The sequence below is a fragment of the Hyphomicrobium zavarzinii ATCC 27496 genome (assembly GCF_000383415.1).
GTDB classification, from domain to species: Bacteria; Pseudomonadota; Alphaproteobacteria; order Rhizobiales; family Hyphomicrobiaceae; genus Hyphomicrobium_C; species Hyphomicrobium_C zavarzinii.
In genome coordinates this window covers 42,164-61,716 of the sequence record NZ_KB911261.1, presented here as the reverse complement: position 1 = coordinate 61,716, position 19,553 = coordinate 42,164, and the positions used below count along the sequence as shown (strand labels likewise).

The 19,553-nt window shown below is 63.7% G+C and carries 24 protein-coding genes; 17 read left to right on the top strand and 7 right to left on the bottom strand.

Annotation, left to right across the window (positions count from 1 at the left end):
* The first annotated feature begins 47 nt into the window (after positions 1-47).
* The 13 genes from rpsN to rplQ all read left to right on the top strand — a co-directional run bounded on the left by rpsN (position 48) and on the right by rplQ (position 8,433).
* Positions 48-353 (top strand): 30S ribosomal protein S14, encoded by a 306-nt coding sequence (gene rpsN, locus F812_RS0117850; RefSeq protein WP_020087356.1) that lies wholly within the window; start codon positions 48-50, stop codon positions 351-353.
* Positions 354-367: 14 nt separating this feature from the next.
* Positions 368-766, top strand: a complete 399-nt coding sequence (gene rpsH, locus F812_RS0117845) for a 30S ribosomal protein S8 (RefSeq protein ID WP_020087355.1) — start codon at positions 368-370, stop codon at positions 764-766.
* 42 nt (positions 767-808) lie between these two features.
* Complete coding sequence (rplF, locus tag F812_RS0117840) at positions 809-1,351, top strand: 50S ribosomal protein L6 (protein WP_020087354.1); 543 nt, start codon at positions 809-811, stop codon at positions 1,349-1,351.
* A gap of 10 nt (positions 1,352-1,361) precedes the next feature.
* Positions 1,362-1,724: a 50S ribosomal protein L18 gene (gene rplR, locus F812_RS0117835; protein WP_020087353.1), complete on the top strand. Its 363-nt coding sequence runs from the start codon at positions 1,362-1,364 to the stop codon at positions 1,722-1,724.
* A 16-nt stretch (positions 1,725-1,740) separates the two neighbouring features.
* Positions 1,741-2,319 (top strand): 30S ribosomal protein S5, encoded by a 579-nt coding sequence (rpsE, locus tag F812_RS0117830; RefSeq protein ID WP_020087352.1) that lies wholly within the window; start codon positions 1,741-1,743, stop codon positions 2,317-2,319.
* A gap of 96 nt (positions 2,320-2,415) precedes the next feature.
* Positions 2,416-2,616 carry a 50S ribosomal protein L30 gene (gene rpmD / locus F812_RS0117825; protein ID WP_020087351.1) on the top strand — a complete coding sequence of 67 codons (201 nt, stop codon included), beginning with the start codon at positions 2,416-2,418 and terminating at the stop codon, positions 2,614-2,616.
* 75 nt (positions 2,617-2,691) lie between these two features.
* Positions 2,692-3,246, top strand: a complete 555-nt coding sequence (rplO, locus tag F812_RS0117820; protein ID WP_020087350.1) for a 50S ribosomal protein L15 — start codon at positions 2,692-2,694, stop codon at positions 3,244-3,246.
* Between the two features lie 409 nt (positions 3,247-3,655).
* Positions 3,656-5,017: a preprotein translocase subunit SecY gene (gene secY, locus F812_RS0117815; RefSeq protein WP_020087349.1), complete on the top strand. Its 1,362-nt coding sequence runs from the start codon at positions 3,656-3,658 to the stop codon at positions 5,015-5,017.
* Positions 5,014-5,598, top strand: a complete 585-nt coding sequence (locus F812_RS0117810; protein WP_020087348.1) for an adenylate kinase — start codon at positions 5,014-5,016, stop codon at positions 5,596-5,598. Before secY ends, F812_RS0117810 begins: the two co-directional genes overlap by 4 nt.
* A gap of 263 nt (positions 5,599-5,861) precedes the next feature.
* Entirely contained in the window at positions 5,862-6,233 is a 372-nt protein-coding gene (rpsM, locus tag F812_RS0117805) for a 30S ribosomal protein S13 (protein ID WP_026868240.1), read from the top strand.
* Positions 6,234-6,339: 106 nt separating this feature from the next.
* Entirely contained in the window at positions 6,340-6,738 is a 399-nt protein-coding gene (rpsK, locus tag F812_RS0117800) for a 30S ribosomal protein S11 (RefSeq protein ID WP_020087346.1), read from the top strand.
* A 139-nt stretch (positions 6,739-6,877) separates the two neighbouring features.
* A complete protein-coding gene (locus F812_RS0117795; protein ID WP_020087345.1) occupies positions 6,878-7,903 on the top strand; it encodes a DNA-directed RNA polymerase subunit alpha in 1,026 nt (341 codons plus the stop codon).
* 104 nt (positions 7,904-8,007) lie between these two features.
* The gene (gene rplQ, locus F812_RS0117790; protein ID WP_020087344.1) at positions 8,008-8,433 is read left to right on the top strand and encodes a 50S ribosomal protein L17; all 426 of its coding nucleotides are present in this window, start codon (positions 8,008-8,010) and stop codon (positions 8,431-8,433) included.
* Positions 8,434-8,702: 269 nt separating this feature from the next.
* On the opposite strand, the gene F812_RS0117785 is transcribed toward rplQ, so the two are convergent.
* Positions 8,703-9,158 carry a cupin domain-containing protein gene (locus F812_RS0117785; RefSeq protein WP_020087343.1) on the bottom strand — a complete coding sequence of 152 codons (456 nt, stop codon included), beginning with the start codon at positions 9,156-9,158 and terminating at the stop codon, positions 8,703-8,705.
* Positions 9,159-9,313: 155 nt separating this feature from the next.
* Between F812_RS0117785 and F812_RS0117780 the strand changes: the two genes are divergently transcribed.
* Positions 9,314-10,330, top strand: coding sequence for an AraC family transcriptional regulator (locus tag F812_RS0117780; RefSeq protein WP_020087342.1), 1,017 nt, complete (start codon positions 9,314-9,316; stop codon positions 10,328-10,330).
* An 18-nt stretch (positions 10,331-10,348) separates the two neighbouring features.
* Here F812_RS0117780 and F812_RS0117775 read toward each other — a convergent pair whose 3' ends face one another.
* The 6 genes from F812_RS0117775 to F812_RS24500 all read right to left on the bottom strand — a co-directional run bounded on the left by F812_RS0117775 (position 10,349) and on the right by F812_RS24500 (position 15,415).
* A complete protein-coding gene (locus tag F812_RS0117775) occupies positions 10,349-10,819 on the bottom strand; it encodes a hypothetical protein (RefSeq protein ID WP_020087341.1) in 471 nt (156 codons plus the stop codon).
* Positions 10,820-10,847: 28 nt separating this feature from the next.
* Positions 10,848-11,600, bottom strand: coding sequence for a hypothetical protein (locus F812_RS0117770; RefSeq protein WP_020087340.1), 753 nt, complete (start codon positions 11,598-11,600; stop codon positions 10,848-10,850).
* 74 nt (positions 11,601-11,674) lie between these two features.
* Entirely contained in the window at positions 11,675-12,175 is a 501-nt protein-coding gene (locus F812_RS0117765) for a hypothetical protein (protein WP_020087339.1), read from the bottom strand.
* A gap of 78 nt (positions 12,176-12,253) precedes the next feature.
* Positions 12,254-12,961, bottom strand: a complete 708-nt coding sequence (locus F812_RS24505) for a vWA domain-containing protein (protein ID WP_020087338.1) — start codon at positions 12,959-12,961, stop codon at positions 12,254-12,256.
* A 188-nt stretch (positions 12,962-13,149) separates the two neighbouring features.
* Positions 13,150-14,073, bottom strand: a complete 924-nt coding sequence (locus F812_RS0117755; protein WP_020087337.1) for a lysophospholipid acyltransferase family protein — start codon at positions 14,071-14,073, stop codon at positions 13,150-13,152.
* A gap of 76 nt (positions 14,074-14,149) precedes the next feature.
* Positions 14,150-15,415: a UbiH/UbiF family hydroxylase gene (locus tag F812_RS24500; protein WP_020087336.1), complete on the bottom strand. Its 1,266-nt coding sequence runs from the start codon at positions 15,413-15,415 to the stop codon at positions 14,150-14,152.
* Between the two features lie 351 nt (positions 15,416-15,766).
* On the opposite strand from F812_RS24500, the gene F812_RS0117745 reads away from it, so the two are divergent.
* The 3 genes from F812_RS0117745 (at position 15,767) to F812_RS0117735 (ending at position 19,383) form a co-directional block, all read left to right on the top strand.
* On the top strand, positions 15,767-17,173 hold the full coding sequence (locus F812_RS0117745) for a porin (protein WP_026868238.1): 1,407 nt from the start codon (positions 15,767-15,769) through the stop codon (positions 17,171-17,173).
* Between the two features lie 228 nt (positions 17,174-17,401).
* Positions 17,402-18,667, top strand: coding sequence for a porin (locus F812_RS0117740; protein WP_020087334.1), 1,266 nt, complete (start codon positions 17,402-17,404; stop codon positions 18,665-18,667).
* Between the two features lie 371 nt (positions 18,668-19,038).
* Complete coding sequence (locus F812_RS0117735) at positions 19,039-19,383, top strand: hypothetical protein (protein WP_020087333.1); 345 nt, start codon at positions 19,039-19,041, stop codon at positions 19,381-19,383.
* Positions 19,384-19,553: the final 170 nt, after the last annotated feature.

The window sequence follows — 19,553 nt, the reverse complement described above, 5'->3', positions numbered from 1 at the left end:
CCTCGGCCACCCAGATCGGGACCCGAAAGGCCTTTGGAGGACAATGAATGGCTAAGACGAGCTCAGTAGAAAAGAACAACCGCCGCCGGAAGCTTGCTGCGCAGCATGCTGCCAAGCGCAAGCGCCTCAAGGCGATTGCCGACGACCTCAAGCGCCCGGCCGAGGAGCGCTTTGCCGCCCGCCTGAAGCTCGCGGAAATGCCCCGCAACGGCTCCACCGTGCGCATCCGCAACCGCTGCGAGATCACGGGCCGCGCCCGTGGCTACTATCGCAAGCTGAAGATGTGCCGCAACCAGCTCCGGGAACTGGCCTCGCAGGGCCTCATCCCCGGCATGGTCAAGTCGAGCTGGTAAGGAGGGCATAGGCAATGGCAGTGAATGATCCCATCGGCGATATGCTGACACGCATCCGCAATGCGCAGCTCCGTCGCCGTCCGAAGGTCTCGACGCCCGCTTCGAACATGCGCGCCCGCGTGCTCGACGTTCTCGTCGAGGAAGGCTACATCCGCGGCTACACGCGCGTCGAGCAGAAGGGCAGCCTGCCCGAGTTCGAGATCGAGCTGAAGTATTTCAACGGTCAGCCGGCGATCAAGGAGATCAGCCGCGTATCGACCCCCGGCCGGCGCGTGTACTCGCCGGTTCGCGATCTGAAGAGCGTTGCCAACGGTCTCGGCGTCGCCATCCTGTCCACGCCCAAGGGCGTGATGTCGGACGCGCGCGCCAAGGAAGAGAACGTCGGCGGCGAGATCATCTGCAACGTATTCTAACGAAAGGTCCCGGCTCCGGCCGGGAGCTTGAGGAAAGCGACCATGTCACGCATCGGAAAAAAGCCGGTTCCCGTTCCTGCCGCAGTGACGGCGACGGTGTCCGGCCAGACCGTCAAGATGAAGGGCGCCAAGGGCGAGCTTTCGTTCACGCTGCCTGAGGAGCTCAAGGTCGAGAAGACCGAAGACGGCATCGAGCTCAGCCTCGTCGAGGACACCAAGAAGGCACGCTCCATGTGGGGCATGTCGCGTTCGATGGTGCAGAACCTCATCGTCGGCGTCACCGAGGGCTACACGCACACGCTCGAGATCCACGGCGTGGGCTTCAAGGCGGCTCTCAAGGGCAAGGATCAGTTGACGCTGTCGGTTGGCTTCAGCCACGACGTCGTTCACACGATCCCCGCCGGCGTCGAGGTCAAGGTGGGCGGCGCGAAGCAGGAGGTCGTGACGGTCTCCGGCATCGACAAGCAGCTCGTCGGTCAGGTCGCCGCAGAAATCCGCGCCTCGCGCAAGCCGGAGCCCTACCAGGGCAAGGGCGTGCGCTTCAAGGGCGAGCACGTCTTCCGCAAGGAAGGCAAGAAGAAGTAGGACCAACGTCATGGCCAATGCAAACCAGCAGTTCGAAAAGCGCCGCGCGCGCGTGCGCCGGACGTTGAAGGCCCGCGCTTCGGGTCGTCCGCGTCTCTCCATTCACCGCTCTTCGAAGCACATCTACGCCCAGATCATCGACGACGCGGCCGGCAAGACGATTGCCTCCGCCTCGAGCCTCGAGAAGGATCTGCGCACGTCTCTCAAGACCGGCGCCGACAAGGCTGCGGCAGCAGCGATCGGCAAGCTCGTCGCCGAGCGCGCGGTCAAGGCCGGCGTGAAGGACGTCGTGTTCGATCGCGGCGGCTACATTTATCACGGGCGTGTCAAGGCGCTCGCAGATGCTGCCCGCGAGGGCGGTCTCAGCTTCTGATGAAAGGAATTTGACAGTGGCACGTCCATCATCGAGAGACCGCGGCCGGGAGCGTGAGCGCGAGGAGCGCGAGAGCGAGTTCTCGGACAAGCTGGTCCACATCAACCGCGTCGCCAAGGTCGTTAAGGGCGGTAAGCGCTTCGGCTTCGCAGCGCTCGTCGTCGTCGGCGACCTCAAGGGCCGCGTTGGCTTCGGCCACGGCAAGGCTCGCGAGGTGCCGGAGGCGATCCGCAAGGCAACCGAGAGCGCACGCCGCAACCTGGTTCGCGTTCCGCTGCGCGACGCCCGTACGCTGCACCACGACAGCGAAGGCCGCCACGGCTCGGGCAAGGTGGTGCTCCGTTCGGCTCCGGCAGGTACTGGCATCATCGCAGGCGGCGCAATGCGCGCCGTGTTCGAGATGCTCGGCGTCCATGACGTCGTCGCCAAGTCGCTGGGCTCCACGAACCCCTACAACGTCGTGCGCGCCACGTTCGATGCGCTGAAGGAGCAGGAGAACCCCCGCTCCGTCGCCGCACGCCGCAACAAGAAGGTGTCTGAGATCGTCGCGCGTCGCCGCGATGGCTCGGCTGCCGACGTCGCCGCCGAGGCCTAAGTGACGGATGACGTGCGGATCGGAAGGCAACCGGCCATCCGATCGCAGCACGCCGCTCGCTGGTCCGCCGGACATAATTCGAGAAGGTAACGAGAAATGGCAGCCAAGAAGACGATCACGGTCGAGCAGATTGCGAGCCCGAACCGTCGGCCCGAAGTCCAGACCAAGACCCTGATCGGTCTCGGTCTCAACAAGCTGCATCGCCGCCGCGTTCTCGAGGACACGCCGGCTGTTCGCGGTATGGTCAACTCTATCCCCCATCTCGTCCGCATCGTCGACGAGAAGGGCCAGGCCTGAGACGAAACTGCCGGTGCCGCTCGAGGCCCGGCGATGAAGTCTCCAGTCAAAGACGAATAAGGAGCTCGGGGTCCCATGCGGCTCAACGACATCAAGGATAATCCCGGCGCACGTAAATTCCGCGTGCGTATCGGCCGCGGCATTGGCTCGGGCGTTGGCAAGACCGGTGGTCGCGGTGGCAAGGGCCAGACGGCTCGTACCGGCGTCGCGATCGGTGGCTTCGAAGGCGGCCAGATGCCGCTCCATCGCCGCCTGCCCAAGCGCGGCTTCAACAAGTTCGACCGCAAGTCGTGGAACGAGATCAACGTCGGCACGCTGCAGAAGGCCGTCGACGAGGGCAAGCTCAAGGCTGGCCAGTCGGTGGACGTTACCGCGCTCGTCGACGCCGGCATTCTCCGCCGTCCCAAGGACGGTCTGCGCCTGCTCGGCACGGGTGAGATCAAGGCCAAGCTCGCGCTGACGGTCAACCACGCGTCCGCAACGGCCAAGGCCGCCATCGAGAAGGCCGGCGGCTCCGTCAGCCTGATCGAGAAGAAGGTGCTGGCGGCCGACGAGGACAAGCGCAAGAAGTCGGCGGCGAAGAAGGCGGGCTCCGCCAAGAAGCCCGCTGGCGAGAAGTCCGAGGAATAGGCTGCTTCGGAGAGGCCTTTACCGGCGCGCGGATGACGCGAGCCGGCCGGAAGGCCTCTTTGCCGCGTGCCGATCCCGAGGGGGCTCGTCAAGTCGCGACCGTGACACCAAGTAAAGGCCGTTCCAGGGGAGGAGCGGCCGAAGCCATGATCGGATGAGGCCACTTGAGGTCGCGCTGATCACGGTTCACGACCTTTGATCGAGAGCGCGATCGCCGCTAGAGTGCTTCCGGAAAAGTGTTAGAGCGGTTTTCCGACAGGAAGCACGGCAGGCCAGGAAGCAGGGGGATGTTATCGCCCCGCTTTTTGAAGGCGGTACGCTCGAGACCCTGATCGTTCGTGAGGCGGACGCGTACGCGTCGCGGACGAGAGCCAGACTCTAAGGCTTACGCAGCCGGGAGAGAACGACAATGGTATCCGCTGCCGAGCAGCTTGCCTCGAACCTCAACCTGGGCGCCTTCGCCAAGGCCCAGGATTTGAAGAACCGCATCTGGTTCACGCTGGGCGCGCTGATCATCTATCGTCTCGGCACCTTCATTCCGATTCCCGGCGTCGATGCCGGTGCATTCGCGGCCGCGTTCAAATCGCAGTCGTCCGGTATTCTCGGCATGTTCAACGTGTTCGCTGGCGGCGCCGTCGAGCGTATGGCGATCTTCGCCTTGAACATCATGCCCTACATCTCCGCCTCGATCATCATTCAGCTCATGACCTCGCTGTCTCCGAAGCTTGAGGCGCTGAAGAAGGAAGGCGAGTCGGGCCGCAAGCAGATCAACCAGTACACCCGCTATCTCACGCTCGTGCTCGCAGCCTTCCAGGCATATGGCATCGCCATCGGCCTCGAGGGCTCGCGTTCCGAAGCCGGCGCCGTCGTGGGCGATCCCGGCTGGTTCTTCCGTCTGACGACCGTGATCACGCTGGTCGGCGGCACCATGTTCCTGATGTGGCTCGGCGAGCAGATCACGCAGCGCGGCGTCGGCAACGGCATCTCGCTCATCATCTTCGCCGGTATCGTCGCCGGTCTTCCCTCTGCCCTCGTGGGTCTCTTCGAGATGGCCCGCACCGGCGCTCTCTCGACGTTCCTGCTTCTCGCGCTCCTCGTTCTCATGCTGGCCGTCGTCGCCGCCATCGTGTTCATCGAGCGCGCGCAGCGCCGCCTGCTGATCCAGTATCCGAAACGACAGGTCGGCAACCGCATGTTCCAGGGCGATGCCTCGCATCTGCCGTTGAAGCTCAACTCCGCGGGCGTCATTCCGCCGATCTTCGCCTCGTCGCTGCTGCTACTGCCGATCACGGTCGCGCAGTTCTCGTCGACCCAGGGTGGCGGTCCCGAGTGGCTGCAGGGAATCGTTGCCTCCCTCGGCCACGGCCAGCCGCTCTATCTGGCGGTCTACATCTCGCTGATCATCTTCTTCGCCTTCTTCTACACCGCCGTCGTCTTCAACCCGAAGGACACAGCCGACAACCTGCGCAAGCATGGCGGGTTCCTGCCCGGCATCCGCCCTGGCGAGAAGACGGCCGAGTATATCGACTACGTTCTGACCCGTATCACGGTGGTCGGTGCGATCTATCTGGCGGCCGTGTGCGTCATGCCTGAGATCCTCACCTCCTACGCGGCCGTGCCCTTCTACTTCGGCGGCACCTCGCTTCTGATCGCAGTCAGCGTGACCATGGATACCGTGGCCCAGATTCAAAGCCATCTGCTGGCTCACCAGTATGAAGGCCTGATCAAGAAGGCGAAGCTCAGGGGCGCGACGGGGCGGGGGCGGAGATGAAGCTGATACTTCTGGGACCACCGGGCGCAGGAAAAGGCACGCAGGCCGAATCCCTCGCCAAGCGGCGAGGTCTTGTGCAGCTCTCCACGGGAGACATGCTGCGCGCGGCGGTGAAAGCCGGCACCGAGATCGGCCGTAAGGCCGAGGCCATCATGAAGAGTGGCGGCCTGGTGTCGGACGAGATCGTGATCGGTATCATCGCCGAGCGTATCGAGCAGCCCGACTGCGCAAACGGTTTTATCCTCGACGGCTTTCCGCGCACCTTGAAGCAGGCGGCAGCCCTCGACGAGCTCCTCGATTCCAAGGGCACCATCCTGGACGCGGTGATCGAGCTCAAGGTTGACGACAACGCGCTGCTCGCCCGTATCGAGAACCGCGCGCGTGAAACGGTTGCAGCCGGCGGCACTGTTCGTGCCGACGACAACGCAGAAGCCCTCAAGACCCGTCTCATGGCTTACTACCGGGAGACGTCCCCCTTGATTGGTTACTATTTCGCCCAAGGCAAGTTGAAGACCATCGACGGCATGGCCCCCATTCCGGAGGTCGCGCGGAAGATCGACGAGCTCACGGGCGGAGCTTGAGTTAACGGTTGAGTAACGGCCCGGAGGCCGGCGCGCTTCACGGAAGCGCGGTGGCGGCCGGGAAAAGATGTCACAAGATCAAGGCGCAGGTTGACGAAGTATTATGACCAAGCTACAACACCGCGCTTTCAGGACGATGAAACGGAAGGATTGGTCCGTGTGGCGATCTTCGCCCGGGTCAGTTCGGTCCGTGTTTTTTCGTTGAATAACAGATGGATATCGCCGCTCTTTGCGGTCGATGAAGAAGCCTCCAGGAGACGGACGTGGCTCGTATAGCTGGTGTGAATATCCCGACGCAGAAGCGCGTTCTGATTGCGCTTCAGTACATCCATGGGATCGGGCCCAAGTTCGCAGACGAAATCTGCAAGCGCGTCGGCATCCCTGCCGATCGCCGGGTGAACCAGCTCACCGACGCTGAGGTTCTCCAGATTCGCGAGACCATCGACCGCGATTACGTCGTAGAGGGTGACCTCCGTCGTGAAGTTGCGATGAATATCAAGCGCTTGATGGACCTGGGCTGCTACCGCGGCCTGCGTCACCGCAAGGGCCTCCCCGTTCGCGGCCAGCGCACGCACACCAATGCGCGCACCCGCAAGGGCCCGGCCAAGCCGATCGCCGGTAAGAAGAAGGCCTAAGCGTCTTATCCGTTTCTGCGGCCGGCTCAGCCGGCCGTCCCACGTTCCGGCTGTCGCGGACAGCTTTTGATTTGGCCCGGCCGCCGGGCATGAGGAGTTCGATCACATGGCGAAAGAGGCACAGGGGCGTACGAAAGTCCGCCGCCGCGAGAAGAAGAACATCACGTCCGGCGTCGCCCACGTGAACGCTTCGTTCAACAACACCATGATCACCATCACCGATGCCCAGGGCAACACGCTGGCCTGGTCGTCGTCGGGCACCATGGGCTTCAAGGGCTCGCGCAAGTCGACCCCCTTCGCCGCTCAGATGGCCGCCGAGGACGCCGGCAAGAAGGCCATGGAGCACGGCATGAAGGTGCTCGAGGTCGAGGTTTGCGGTCCTGGCTCCGGCCGTGAGTCGGCGCTCCGCGCTCTCCAGTCTGTTGGTTTCCAGATCACCTCTATTCGCGACGTGACGCCGATCCCGCACAACGGATGCCGGCCGCGTAAGCGTCGCCGCGTTTAAGTAAGGCAAGCGAGTCCGGGACACTTCGACGGGTGGAATAGCGGCGCCACGCTCCCGTCCCCGGCCCCGGACTCATCCTCTGTTGGAAGCGTGCCGCCCTCCGGCGAGGCGGCGCCCAGAACCGCTACGAGGACCCCCCGTGACGAACGTACTGCAAAAGAACTGGCAAGACCTGATCAAGCCGTCGAAGCTCGAGATCACTCCGGGCCGCGATCGCACCCGCACCGCGACCATCGTCGCCGAGCCGCTCGAGCGCGGATTCGGCATGACGCTCGGCAACGCGCTCCGTCGCGTGCTGCTCTCCTCGCTCCAGGGCGCGGCCATCAAGACCGTGCAGATCGACGGCGTGCTGCACGAGTTCTCGTCGATCCCCGGCGTGCGCGAGGACGTGACTAACATCATCCTCAACATCAAGGAAATTGCGCTCCGCATCCATTCGGAAGGCGTGAAGCGCATGGTGTTGAAGAAGGAAGGTCCCGGCCCCGTGAAGGCTGGTGACATCGAGACCGGCTCTGACGTCGACATCCTGAACCCCGAGCACGTGATCTGCCATCTCGACCAGGGCGCGCAGATCCGCATGGAGTTCACCGCCGACATGGGCAAGGGCTACGTGCCGGCCGAGCGTAATCGCCCGGACGACGCACCGATCGGTCTGATCCCGGTCGACAGCCTCTACACGCCGGTGACGAAGGTCTCCTACAAGGTCGAGAACACCCGCGAGGGCCAGATCCTCGATTATGACAAGCTGACGATGACCATCGAGACCGATGGCTCGGTCAAGGCCGAGGATGCCGTGGCACTCGCCGCCCGCATCCTGCAGGACCAGCTCGCTGTCTTCATTAACTTCGAGGAGCCGAAGAAGGCCGTCGAGGAGAGCCGCCATCCGGAGCTCGCCTTCAACGCCGCTCTCCTCAAGAAGGTGGACGAGCTCGAGCTTTCGGTTCGCTCGGCGAACTGCCTCAAGAACGACAACATCGTCTACATCGGCGACCTCATCCAGAAGACGGAAGCCGAGATGCTGCGCACGCCGAACTTCGGCCGCAAGTCGCTCAACGAGATCAAGGAAGTCCTGGCCGGCATGGGCCTGCACCTCGGCATGGAAGTGCCGAACTGGCCGCCGGACAACATCGAAGAGCTCGCCAAGCGCTTCGAGGATCAGTACTGATTTGGTGAAGGGCAGCGGAACCAAAATCCGCTGCCTTAAGCCCACGAACGAGGTGAGGCCAAAGAACCTCCCCGTAACAACCATAGCGAAAAGAGAGATAGACGATGCGACACAAGAAGCTGGGCCGCCGTTTCGGCCGTCAGAGCGCGCACCGCCAGGCCATGTTCTCGAACATGGCGGCCGCGCTCATCAAGCACGAGCAGATCGTCACCACGCTGCCGAAGGCCAAGGACCTGAAGCGCGTGATCGACAAGTACATCACGCTCGCCAAGCGCGGAGACCTCAACTCCCGCCGTCTCGCCGCAGCCCGCCTGCGCGACGAGGATCAGGTGAAGAAGCTCTTCGACGTGCTCGGCCCGCGCTACAAGGATCGTGCCGGCGGATACTCGCGCGTTCTGAAGGCCGGCTTCCGCTACGGCGATAGCGCGCCGCGCGCCGTCATCGAGCTGGTCGATCGCGACGAGTCGGTGAAGGGCGCCGAGGACAAGGCCCGCCACGAGGCCCAGAAGGCCGAAGAAGCAAACGCGTAAGCCGGCGCCTGTAACCAAGAAATTCGAACGGCCCCGTGCAATGCGCGGGGCCGTTTCTTTTGCGCTGACGAAGAAGCGAGAGGCCACGACGAACAGCGCGTGGCAGGGACGGCTCCGAAGCGGTGACGTATCTGGCGCGGGCCTTCGCCGGAGTAACGTCAGTTTGCAGGCCTTCGGTCTCCACACATTCCCGTCATCCCTGCGGAGGCCGGGATCCGGACATGCCCGCCGCATCCCGCACCGCTGCCTCTGCAAAGAGCCAAGGTGCGCTAGGCGACCAGCGTCGAAGGCTGAGGCGTCTGCTGATCGAAAAGCGCCTTGAACTCCGCCACGCCGAACGTGGTCACGATATTGAGGCTCTCGTCCAGGATTTCGTAGACGACGTTGTCGACGTTTCGGTTGCTGAAGAAGACGATGACGTCCTGGTCTCCGCCGCCCTCCGTATGCGGCTCGCCATCCGCCTTTCCGGTCACGTAGCTGCCGACCGGCCGAACCTCTTTTAGCTCGCCGTTGGCGCGATAGATGCGCAGCTCCCCCTGGAGCACGAGCGTGATGTAGTCCGCGCGATGCCGGTGCCGCACGATTTTCGCGTGCGCGTCGAACTTGAACAGGATGTCGACGATCCGCTTGTCCTCGTCGACAGCGCAGACATGAAAGGCAACGTGGTCGAAGCCGTCGATGGTGTTCCAGCGGATGTTGCGGGTGTCGAAGGGAAGCGTGCTCATCGGGTTCCTCTAAAATGTATCCATTATTGGCTGCGGCCGGGCGTCTACCCGCTCCGCAGAGGAGTGATCTCCATAACGCCAACGTGACTTGTTCCGTGGTAGGCCGCTTGCCATTTTGTGCCACAGTCACGTAACGCCAGAGCATCGCGAGAGCCATGGCCGCCCGAATTTCCGGTGTCACCCGGGCCAGCTCCCTGGGGCCGATCTCAGAGTTCATGGAACGGCACGGCGGATCCATCGCCCGCGTGCTCCGGGATGTCGACCTGCCGTTCGCGCTTCTGGAGCAACCCGAGATCATCGTGCCGCTGCGGGAGCAGTTCCGGCTGCTTGAGCGATCCGCGCGCGAAACGGGCGACGCCTATTTCGGCGCGCGCCTGGGCCAAGCCGTGAGTAGTCCCGGGCTCAGCGCTTACGGTGCCTGGGTCTGTTCCGCGGATACGTTGCGCAACGCCATGAAGCGCGCGGAGGCGGGGCTCGCGACCATGCTGCAGACCTCGACGAACCTTCATGTGGCGCGTGAGGCAGGCGCCATCCGCTGGTCTATCGAGTTTGTCGAGCCCGAGACTGACGGGCGCCATCACAACGAGCTGCTTGGCGTCGGATACATGATGGACCTAGTCCGTGTGTATGCCGGCAGCAAATGGCGCCCGGACGTCGTGATGACGGCGCTGCCGTCGGGCGAGCCGCGCGGAGAGCTCGAGCGCATTTTCGGCACCAACGTCTCGAATGGCCACGCCATGTCGTCGATCGTGTTCGACGCGGCGTTGCTCGACCGGGGAGCATTCCGTCCCGTGCCCGGATCCACGCCGGAAAATGCGGCCCACGAGCCGCCGGTGCCGGAGAACGGCGATACGCTTGCCGCGCTCGCGGCCGTAACGGAGCTTGCACTGCACGAAGGCTATCCGCGTATCGATTGGGTCGCCGCAAAGCTCGGCACGACGCGCCGCACCCTGCAGCGCCACTTGAATGCCCACGGCAAGACCTTCAACGGCCTTGTCGAGGAGACGTTGTTCCGGCATGCGAGGACACTGCTTGCCGAGGATATCCTGCCGGTCACGGAGATCGCATTCCGATTGGGCTATGCGGATGCGGCGCACTTCACGCGCGCATTCCGCCGATGGGCAGGCGTCGCGCCGAGCGTCTACAGGGAGACGGCCGCAGGCGCCGCGTGACTAGCCGGCCAGAGCAGGCTAGAACGCCGCCTTCAGCGAGAAGGCACGATGTCCATAGACGATGTCGGCGACCTGCCAAGAGCTTCCGGATTTCACCATTTTCAGATCGACCGTTCTCGGCTCGTCGAAGTTCTTGAACGTCGCCCGCCCGGTCGCGCTATTTGCTGCCCCGTCGACGATCGCAAGCTGCAGGTCGCTGACCTTGCAGTCCTGCCCGTCCACCAGCACGTCGAAGTCGAGATCACCGTTTTCGGCGGCCTTCGAGACCTTCTTCGCAAGTCCTGGTGTGAAGTAGGTGTTCGCGATGGCCTCGAAATCGTAAGCCGCGCCTTGTCCGTCTCCGCCACACATTTCCGCGACCTGCCCGTAGATCTCGTCCAGGACCACCTGCGGATCGCTTCCGCCAGCCAGGGCCGCGCTCGTGGTGACGACGGCACAGAGGACAAGGGATGCAAGGCCGATCAGATGGTGTCGCAGGGAAAGGGTCATCGCGTATCGCTCCATGGCCGGAGGGGTGTCAGCTTAGCATACCGTCGGAGAGGATCTTCTGCAGGCGTGGGTCTTCGATTTCGAAAAACGCAACCTCGATCCGCTGGTTCACTTCGGGTCGCGTGAGGAAGGCGCCGATCATGTCGGCCTCCCGGTCGTGGCTTCTCTCGAGATAGGCGGAATGCAGATAGGTCCGCCCGCCGGATACCAGCAGGCGGTCGCGCAATGCCGCCATATGGACCGCGGCGCCCGGACTTTCCGCTTTGTCCCATACGGCAAGCACACGGCCGAGATCTCCGGCGGCCGTTACGACCAGCGTGAGCACGTCGGTGAGATCGAAAGAGAGCCGCCAGCCGGCCGGCCAGAGCGAAAGATCGAGGCGCGAAAGGCTCGCGACCATCAGGGCATCGAAGAAGGCGTCGATGAGATCCACTTCTTCGCTCGGCCATTTCGCACGCCACCCAGCGTTCCCCATACGGCGCAGGCAGATGTCCACGCCCATGCTGTCAGGAGGGTCGTCCTCAGCGAGAAGCTCGAAGTAGCGGGGAAGAAAATAGCGCATCTGGCACGCCACCGGACCGTCGTCCCAGTCGTGGGCGGAGTTGGTGTATTCGGCCAGAAGATGAGACGAGATCTTGCGCAAGGGCGTGCGGATCAGCTCGCGCTCCGTCTCCTCCGTCATGCAGCAATTGCAGTGGCATACGGTGAGCGTCCGCTGCAGCTCGTAGCCGCTGAACACGCGGTACGCGTCATCGACGATGTGCCTCAGTTCCGGCGTCATGCTGCCAGCCCATTCATGCGATCCCTCGACCCCGAGTAGGAGCAGGAACGGCAGAGAGCCGGCTGTCCCCGGCGTTACAGCTCGAGAGACTTTCGCACCTCGAACACTTCCATGATGCGAGCGCCCCTGTGCGGGCCATCCACCACGAAAGTCCAGCGCCCTTCAGTGAAGGTGTCGCACATCTTCACGCCCTTGATCAGGATCCAGTGGCCTTCCTTGCCTTTGTGGATCGCCAGGATGTAGTGCGCCCAGGCGTTGCGCGGCTTCTGCATCCACGTCCACACGGTGGGGCGCTTCTTGCGCTCCAGATGCATGTAGGTTTCTTTGAGCACCATCTGAAAGCCGTAGACGGCGAGCGCGCCTTCCACTTCGTCGGCATAGGTGCCCTTGACGCGATACTGCAGATCCGCCGGAAGCTTTCGATAGGCATTCACAGCCATCTCGACCTTGCTGATCGGATAGCCCGTGATCGCCGACAGCACATAAGGCCCGCAGAACGCCACGCGCCCCGTATCGTTGCGCGCATCGTTGAGCGAGGATGTGAGTGTCGGCGGAAGGCTGTTGAGATCGGACATCGCACGAGACCGAAGCAGCAAGATTAAGGAACTCTTGCCGGAAACGGTTTACGAAAGGTTAACGACCTAGTGGACGTCTTAGCGCAGGCGTGAAGCTGGCGCGACGGAGGCCGTCGCCGGGCATCCGAGCGTCTCCGAAAGAGCGGAGGCGAGCTGGTCGGTCGTGTCGGCCGTCGCATAGATGCCCCCGGTCTCGTCTGCGAGGCAACGCTCGATGAACGCCGGTGCCGGGCCTGTCATCGGCTTGAGCCTCCATCCGATAACGTGCACGGTAATCGAGGGATGCTGCAATTTGAGTTCGCGCGCCAGCGCGCACGCGTCACCCCCGCAAGTGTCTTCGCCGTCTGTGAGCGCAACGATCACTGCGGGCTTGTTGCCGTGCTGGAGCAGGGCCGCGGCCTGCCGCACCGAGGTCGTCAACGCGGTGCGCCCCTGCGGACGCAGTTTGTCGATCTCCTTCATGATGCGCTCGCCCGCGTTCGGCGAAGGCGCAAGCCGCAGATCCACGTTCTTGCAGGTGTCGAAATTCCGCCCCGGCCCGTAGACCACGAGGCCGAGCCTCCGCGCGCGCGAGGCGGCGGGCAGGACTTTGACGAGCGCCTGGCGCACGCGATCCATGCGCGAGGGCGCGCCGTCGGGGAAGTCCGTGGCGGCCATCGATCCCGATGCGTCGAACACCAGCATGGCGTCGTCCACGCACGACGGCTTTTTGTCGTCGGCCGCAAGGGCCTGAGGCGATCCGCAGAGAAGCGCGATCGCCGTGATCGTTTGAAGATGCCGCCGCACTGTCGCTGTCTGCCGAGCCCGCTGGTGTACGATACAGGGCGGCCATTAGAGGCTGGGCGGGGCGAGGGGGCAATCGGCTTTGCCGCGGCGACACGGCCTTGTGATGAAGCGCGAGGTGGAGTGCCGAGTATTCCGGTGAGGGTTACCAATGATCCCGTGATGCCCTGGGGCGGCGGCAGCCCGCGGCCTCAGCTCCAGCGGCGGTTGGACCACATCCACTGCTCGGGGGCTTCGCGCACCCAGATCTCGAACTGCTTTTGCATCTCCACCATGATCCAGCGGACATCCTCGCCGATGTTCTTGGTGCGCGGGACGCGCAGCTCCTTGATCTCGATCTCGAACCTGGAGGAGGTGCCGATGCGCTTGCAGCACGACATCCACACGCGGCTGCCCACGCGCCGCGCGATCATGGCGCCGATCGCCTGTGTTTTCGCGTCATGGCCGAAGAAGGGGACCGGAAGCCCCGTCCTGTCGTAGAGATCGCACACGAGGCCGAGGCGCCCGCCATTGCGGACGAAGTCGGTGAGGATGCGTGCGGTCTTCTGGTCGTCGCCGTGCTCGCCCTCGACCTTGCCGCGCCCGAACAATCCGCCGGGATAGAGATTGCGGCGCTGCCAGCGGAGGTAGCGGTCGATGTAGGGATTGTTGACCGAGCGATAGACCGCGGCCGGATTGGCACGCGCTTCCACGAACGGCCAGATCGAAAGCTCCCAGTTGCCCATGTGCAGCGACACGCCGATGGCGGGCCCGAGCTTGTTCTTGTAGCGGCTGAAGAGGCGTTCCGAAGCGATGCGGATGCGCGCGGGATCCTGGATGATACGGTCGATCTGCATCGTCTCCGCCATCACGCGGCCTAGGTTTTCCCAATGCGCCATGCAAATTCGCTGGCGCTCCGCGTCCGGCATGTCGGGAAACGCAATGGCGAGGTTCGCAAGCGCCCGCTTGTGGCGCTTGGGATTGATGCGGGGCGCCAGCACCCGCCACGCCTTGGCCGAGAGGGCGGTCGCGGTCTCGAGCGGCAACAGCCTCACCAGTCCCACGATGAGACGGAGGAGGGCGTATTCGAGGCGAAACTGAAGATCGCGGCCGAAGCTGATGCGGTTGGAAGACATCAAGGTCCTGAAAAGCTTGGCTCCAAGGAGCGCGCTGGGCGTATCCTAGACTGGGTGCCAATTGGCGCGGAGCGCGTCAAGCGGCGGAATGATGGGAAGGTGATGCGCGTTGGGCGAGCAGCCTCGCGCCATCCGGCAACAGCAAAGCCGGAAGCTCGCGTGAGGGCTGGAGCCCTTCGCGGATGGCGAAGCGGCGGAGCGGGCCGAGCGCCTTCAGCGCGACGATGCCAAGTCCGCGCGCGAGATGAACCGGCACCAGATCCGAGATCAGCGAACGGTTCAGCACGTCGATCGTGGTGATGCGAGACGACACATCCGGTTTTCGCCGGGCGCTATAGGCGTCCAGCGTGGCGGCACCGCCGGGATCGCGCCCTTGGGCGAGCGCATCCGCTACGCAATCGGCGAGCGTCGCGGCATCGCGGAAGCCGAGGTTGAGCCCCTGCGCGCCAATCGGCGGGATGACATGCCCCGCTTCCCCGACCAGCGCCACGCGGTTGAGGCCGAAGCGTTCCGCGGTGAGGCCGGAGAGCGGGAAGACGGCGCGAGGTCCAATCTCGCCCACGGTTCCGAGGAGGCCCTGCAGGCGCTCCTCCAGGATTGCGCGGAAGTCCGCTTCCGAGAGCGCAGCGAGGCGCTGGGCTTCGTCCGGCCGCTCGACCCAGACGAGGCTCGACCGCAAACCGGGGAGCGGCACCGTCGTGAACGGACCGGCCGGCCGGTGGAACTCCGTCGAGATACTGCGGTGAGGCCGCGTGTGATGAAACGAGGTGGCGATTGCGGCCTGCTCATAGCGCCACGTTCGCGTCTCGATGCCAGCGGCTGTCCGGCAGAGCGAGTTGCGTCCGTCGGCGCCCGCGACCAGCGCGGCGTCGAATTCATCGCCCTCCCGCGTCGTGAGGGAGATGGTCTCGGCGCCCGGCGTCACCGTCGCCACGCCTTGGGTGGCATGGAGGGCGACCCGGCTGCCGGGCTGCGCCGCAGCCGCCAGCAGACCCGAGACGAGCGCTCCGTTCGGGACATTCCACCCGAAGACATCGAGCCCCACCTCGGATGCCGTGAACACAACCTCGGGGGCCCGTAGCAGCGCGCCCGTGTCGTCGATGATGCGGATGCCGGTGATTGGCGCGCTCTGGGGTGCGATGGTCTCCCAGGCGCCGACGTTCTTCAGAAGCTCGATGGAGCCCGCGAACAGTGCCGCGGTGCGATTGTCCGGCGCCTGGCCCTCCGTGCGGTGGGGAGGCGCCGCGAGCACCACGTCGGCACCGGCTCTTCCGAGCGAAAGCGCGGTGGCGATTCCGGCCGGTCCGCCGCCAACGACTGCCGCTGTAACACGCCGCCTCATCCGACCTCTCCTAGCCCGAGAATACCGACCATCGACCTTACATTTTGGGCGCGATGTCGATGATGACAATCAATCCCGTGTCCGCGCAAAACCTTATGCCGCAATAAAAGTGTCACGAAAATACCGAGGTAAAAAACCCGGCGGGTGCGAGCCCGGCACTGGGCCTTCGTAGTGAAACTGTCACAAAGGCTTTTGCGCTTACGCCATTGGAAAGTTTGAGTTTATCTCCGCCCGTCCACAGCGGTTGGGCAAGTGGAGATTGCTCGCCCAGGTCCGTTTCGTGGGGAGGGTCAAAGATCGGAAGTTCGTGCCTGAGAGATGAGGCGCGGCGAAATTTATGAGGAGTTGGGCATGACTGGGGGTTTCATGGTGTCGGCAGGACGGCTGTCGCTGCTCGCAGCGGCAGGCTATCTGCTGCTGGGGGGTGCGTCCGCCCAAGCTGCCGATCTCGGGGGCAATTGCTGCGCGGATCTCGAGGAGCGCATTGCCGAGCTGGAAGCAACCACCGCGCGTAAGGGCAACCGCAAGGTTTCGCTGACCATGTACGGTCAGGTGAACGAGGCGGTGATGTACTGGGACGACGGCTTCGAGAGCAACGCCTACCAGGTCACCAACGACAACTCGCGCACGCGCATCGGCTTCAAGGGCGACGCGAAGATCACGGGCGACTGGAAGGCCGGTTACGTCATCGAGATCGGCATCCGCTCGGCGAGCTCCAAGCGCTTCACGCAGGACGAGGATGATGTCGACGCTGGCCTCGATCTCCGTCACAGCTACTGGCACATCGGCAGCAAGACCTACGGTAAGGTCTCGGTCGGCCAGACTGGCGGCGCCAGCGAGAGCATCACGGAAATCAACCAGACGCAGACCTCGTCGATCGCCAAATTCTCGGATCAGGAGGATACCGGTCTCGGCCTCGGTCTGCGCCAGGCTAACGGCAACATCCTTCTCGACGCCGGCACGGGCAACCCGTTCTTCACGTGGCGCCGCCTGATCCGCGACTACGGCGATCAGCCGGGTGAAGGCCGCCGCCACAACCTCGTCAAGTACGACACCCCGGAAATCGCGGGCTTCCACGGTACTGCGAGCTGGGGCGAGGACGACACTTGGGAAATCGGCCTGCGCTATAAGGGCGAGTTCGCCAACCTGAAGGTCGCTGCAGGCATCGCCTACGGCGAGAACAGCGAGCAGAAGTCCAGCGCCGGTGCCGTTGGCTTCGAATGCTCGGCTCAGACCTCGCAGGTCGTTGGAAGAACCGGCAAGGATGCCGAGTGCAACCAGTTCGGCGGCTCTATCAGCATCGTGCATGAGCCGACCGGCCTCTTCCTGAACGCCGCTGGCGGCACCGCCACCGACGAGCTCATTCTGCGTTCGAACCGCTTCGTGGGCGTCACCGGCGCCGATGACGAGAGCACCTTCTGGTCGCTCGAGGCCGGCATCGAGAAGAAGTTCTTCGATCTCGGCAAGACCACCATCTTCGGTCAGTACTACGAGAACGAGGGTGGCTCGAACGCTCGCCGCCAGGTTCTGGTGGACGGCGTCGGCACCTCGCGCATCCTCGGCACCGAACTCACGTCCTACACCCTGGGCGTGGTGCAGGGTCTCGATGCGGCAGCCATGCAGCTCTACCTGTACTACCGTCACTACGAGGCCGACGTCACCACCAAGGCCGGCTCCTCGGGTAACGGCGGCGCTGTCACCGATCTCAACCTGGAAGATCTGGACGTCGTCACCGCTGGCGGCATCATCAAGTTCTAGTCTCGCGCAAGCCGAGGCAGGGATAACTGAAGGGGTCACCGCGAGGTGGCCCCTTCTTGCGTTTTCCGGGGCCTTGCACGGCCGTTTGTTGCGTAAGGGCAACTACCGAGGGGTATAAGCTCGTTTGTGACAGCCGGAAGGGCCTGTTGTTACAAAAGTCTCATACTGCTCCCGTAGAGCTACCTAGGTATTTTCGTTTTGGGCAGTACTTAGGTTGGGGAATTCGTTATGACGAAGACGACGAAGGTAACGGGCAGCTTGGCGGCGGTCGCCGCGAGCTGTCTCGTTTGGGGGGCATCCGCGGTCCAGGCCGCCGATCTTGGCGGCAACTGCTGCGCGGATCTGGAAGAGCGGATTGCCGAGCTTGAGGCCACCACGGCACGCAAGGGCAACCGCAAGGTCAGCCTGACCATCTCGGGCTGGGTCAACGAGGCCGTGTTCTTCTGGGACGACGGGCGCGAGAGCAATGTCTACGTCGCGACGAACTCGCTCGAGCAGTCTCGCTTCAAGTTCGCGGGCGAAGCCAAGATCACCGACGGCTGGTCGGCCGGCTATGTGATCGAGATCGGCGTCTGGGGCTCGGCTTACAAGGGTGTTGACGCGAGCACCGACGACGGCAAGGACAACGGCGTCACCAACGGCCTCCTGGTCCGTAAGAGCAACTGGTTCATCAAGAGCAAGGATCTCGGCAAGTTCACCGTCGGCCTCGACGGCACGGCCACCTATCACTTGCTGGACGACGCGAATACGACGGTCACGCGCAACTACGCCGACGCCGAGGCCGCCGCCGTTGCCCTGGCTTCCTTCAAGGAGGTCAACACGGGCAACAAGTGGACTGATATGATGGGTGGCTTCAACGGTGCGACCCCCGGCCAGAGCGGCCGCCGCAACGTCGTTCGCTACGACTCGCCCACCATCGCCGGCTTCGTTCTGACGGCCGCCTGGGGCGAGGACGACATGTGGGACATGGCGCTGACCTACAAGGGTGAGGTCGGCGACTTCAAGCTCACCGCCAAGGCCGGTTACGGTGAGAGCACGGACCCGGTCACCAACAAGGGCCGTTGCGCGGTCGGCACGGGTGATTGCCAGTGGTGGGGCGTGGCGGGCACCATCCAGCATGCGCCCACCGGCATCTACGTCTACGCAGGCTACGGCGCCGACTCGATTGACCTCAAGGCCTCGCAGGCGGGTGAGGATGACGAGAGCAACACTTGGTTCGTGCAGGGTGGTATCGAGAGCAAGCTCGTTGCGATCGGCAAGACCACATTCTTCGGCGAGTACCGTCACGACGACGTCGGCATCTCCGCCAAGGCTTCCAGCTCCGACCTCAACTTCTGGGCCGCGGGCGTCATCCAGAGCATCGATAACGCCGCCATGGATCTCTACGTGATCTACCGGCAGGCCGAAGGCGACGTGCATCTGACCAAGGGCGCGGCCAAGACCGAGCTCGAGGATTTCGATGTGCTGATGACGGGCGCGCGCATCCAGTTCTAAGTCGCTCGGCGCGTGAAAACATGGGAAGGGCTGCCCTGAGGGCGGCCCTTTTTCATGGGGCGAACACCCGGCTCGAACCCGTTGCCGGTGGACAAGTGTGGAAAACCTGTGACGCCCGAATGTGCAGCCGCGAAATAGCGTCCGCTTCGCCGGGGGCAGGGGAAAATGTGGCGAACTCAAGCCCTTGCAAGGGTAATCAAAAGACGCTTGGCGATCCTAAGACGCTGTGACCGCAGCGCCACATTGCAGAGCAACCACACCTGGATCGGGAAACGTTCATCGCCGCTTAACTACGCTCGAACATTCTTGTCACGGGCGGTCTGAAGCCTCATCTTCACGAGTCAGAAGAGAGCGGCACTGCGGGGAATTCGATGAAGTTGGTTGGGTATATCGCAACGGGATTGGCGCTGGCGCTCGTCAGCAGCTCGACCCTTGCCTTCCAGGAGCAGGGTGGCGCTCCGGTGACACCTGCCCCGTCCGAGCCCCAGGCGACTGCGCCGGCCGGCAAGGATCTTAACTTCTCCGTTCCCAAGGTCGAGGGCGAAAGCGCAGGTACGGAAGTCCGCATTCCGGGCCTCGGTAAGCTCGGCGTTCTCCCGAAGATGGATTTTGGCCTCGAGCTGCTGTACGGCGCGAACGACAGCAAGCCGCAGAACGAGCCGGAGCAGCCGGCAGAGGATCTGACGATCCGTGGCTCCGTGAAGCACAATTTCTAGCTGCTTGAGCGGGTTATGCAATTCAAAGGAGCGCCTCGAAGCGCTCCTTTTTTGTTTTTGGGAGCGTTGCGCCCGCTTTCAGAAAAGCGTCATGCTGGGCGGATAGCGTCCCTCGGCCGACACGGGTGTTCCGGTCCTCGGAACACCTGTGACTCTTAAGCATTTTTCGA

Excerpts from the sequence above, each read along its gene's own strand:
- rpsN (WP_020087356.1), top strand. The coding sequence starts at position 48 with ATGGCTAAGACGAGCTCAGTAGAAAAGAACAACCGCCGCCGGAAGCTT.
- rpsH (WP_020087355.1), top strand. The coding sequence starts at position 368 with ATGGCAGTGAATGATCCCATCGGCGATATGCTGACACGCATCCGCAAT.
- rplF (WP_020087354.1), top strand. The coding sequence starts at position 809 with ATGTCACGCATCGGAAAAAAGCCGGTTCCCGTTCCTGCCGCAGTGACG.
- rplR (WP_020087353.1), top strand. The coding sequence starts at position 1,362 with ATGGCCAATGCAAACCAGCAGTTCGAAAAGCGCCGCGCGCGCGTGCGC.
- rpmD (WP_020087351.1), top strand. The coding sequence starts at position 2,416 with ATGGCAGCCAAGAAGACGATCACGGTCGAGCAGATTGCGAGCCCGAAC.
- rplO (WP_020087350.1), top strand. The coding sequence starts at position 2,692 with ATGCGGCTCAACGACATCAAGGATAATCCCGGCGCACGTAAATTCCGC.
- secY (WP_020087349.1), top strand. The coding sequence starts at position 3,656 with ATGGTATCCGCTGCCGAGCAGCTTGCCTCGAACCTCAACCTGGGCGCC.
- F812_RS0117810 (WP_020087348.1), top strand. The coding sequence starts at position 5,014 with ATGAAGCTGATACTTCTGGGACCACCGGGCGCAGGAAAAGGCACGCAG.
- rpsK (WP_020087346.1), top strand. The coding sequence starts at position 6,340 with ATGGCGAAAGAGGCACAGGGGCGTACGAAAGTCCGCCGCCGCGAGAAG.
- rplQ (WP_020087344.1), top strand. The coding sequence starts at position 8,008 with ATGCGACACAAGAAGCTGGGCCGCCGTTTCGGCCGTCAGAGCGCGCAC.
- F812_RS0117785 (WP_020087343.1), bottom strand. The coding sequence starts at position 9,158 with ATGAGCACGCTTCCCTTCGACACCCGCAACATCCGCTGGAACACCATC.
- F812_RS0117780 (WP_020087342.1), top strand. The coding sequence starts at position 9,314 with ATGGCCGCCCGAATTTCCGGTGTCACCCGGGCCAGCTCCCTGGGGCCG.
- F812_RS0117775 (WP_020087341.1), bottom strand. The coding sequence starts at position 10,819 with ATGACCCTTTCCCTGCGACACCATCTGATCGGCCTTGCATCCCTTGTC.
- F812_RS0117770 (WP_020087340.1), bottom strand. The coding sequence starts at position 11,600 with ATGACGCCGGAACTGAGGCACATCGTCGATGACGCGTACCGCGTGTTC.
- F812_RS0117765 (WP_020087339.1), bottom strand. The coding sequence starts at position 12,175 with ATGTCCGATCTCAACAGCCTTCCGCCGACACTCACATCCTCGCTCAAC.
- F812_RS0117755 (WP_020087337.1), bottom strand. The coding sequence starts at position 14,073 with ATGTCTTCCAACCGCATCAGCTTCGGCCGCGATCTTCAGTTTCGCCTC.
- F812_RS24500 (WP_020087336.1), bottom strand. The coding sequence starts at position 15,415 with ATGAGGCGGCGTGTTACAGCGGCAGTCGTTGGCGGCGGACCGGCCGGA.
- F812_RS0117745 (WP_026868238.1), top strand. The coding sequence starts at position 15,767 with ATGACTGGGGGTTTCATGGTGTCGGCAGGACGGCTGTCGCTGCTCGCA.
- F812_RS0117740 (WP_020087334.1), top strand. The coding sequence starts at position 17,402 with ATGACGAAGACGACGAAGGTAACGGGCAGCTTGGCGGCGGTCGCCGCG.
- F812_RS0117735 (WP_020087333.1), top strand. The coding sequence starts at position 19,039 with ATGAAGTTGGTTGGGTATATCGCAACGGGATTGGCGCTGGCGCTCGTC.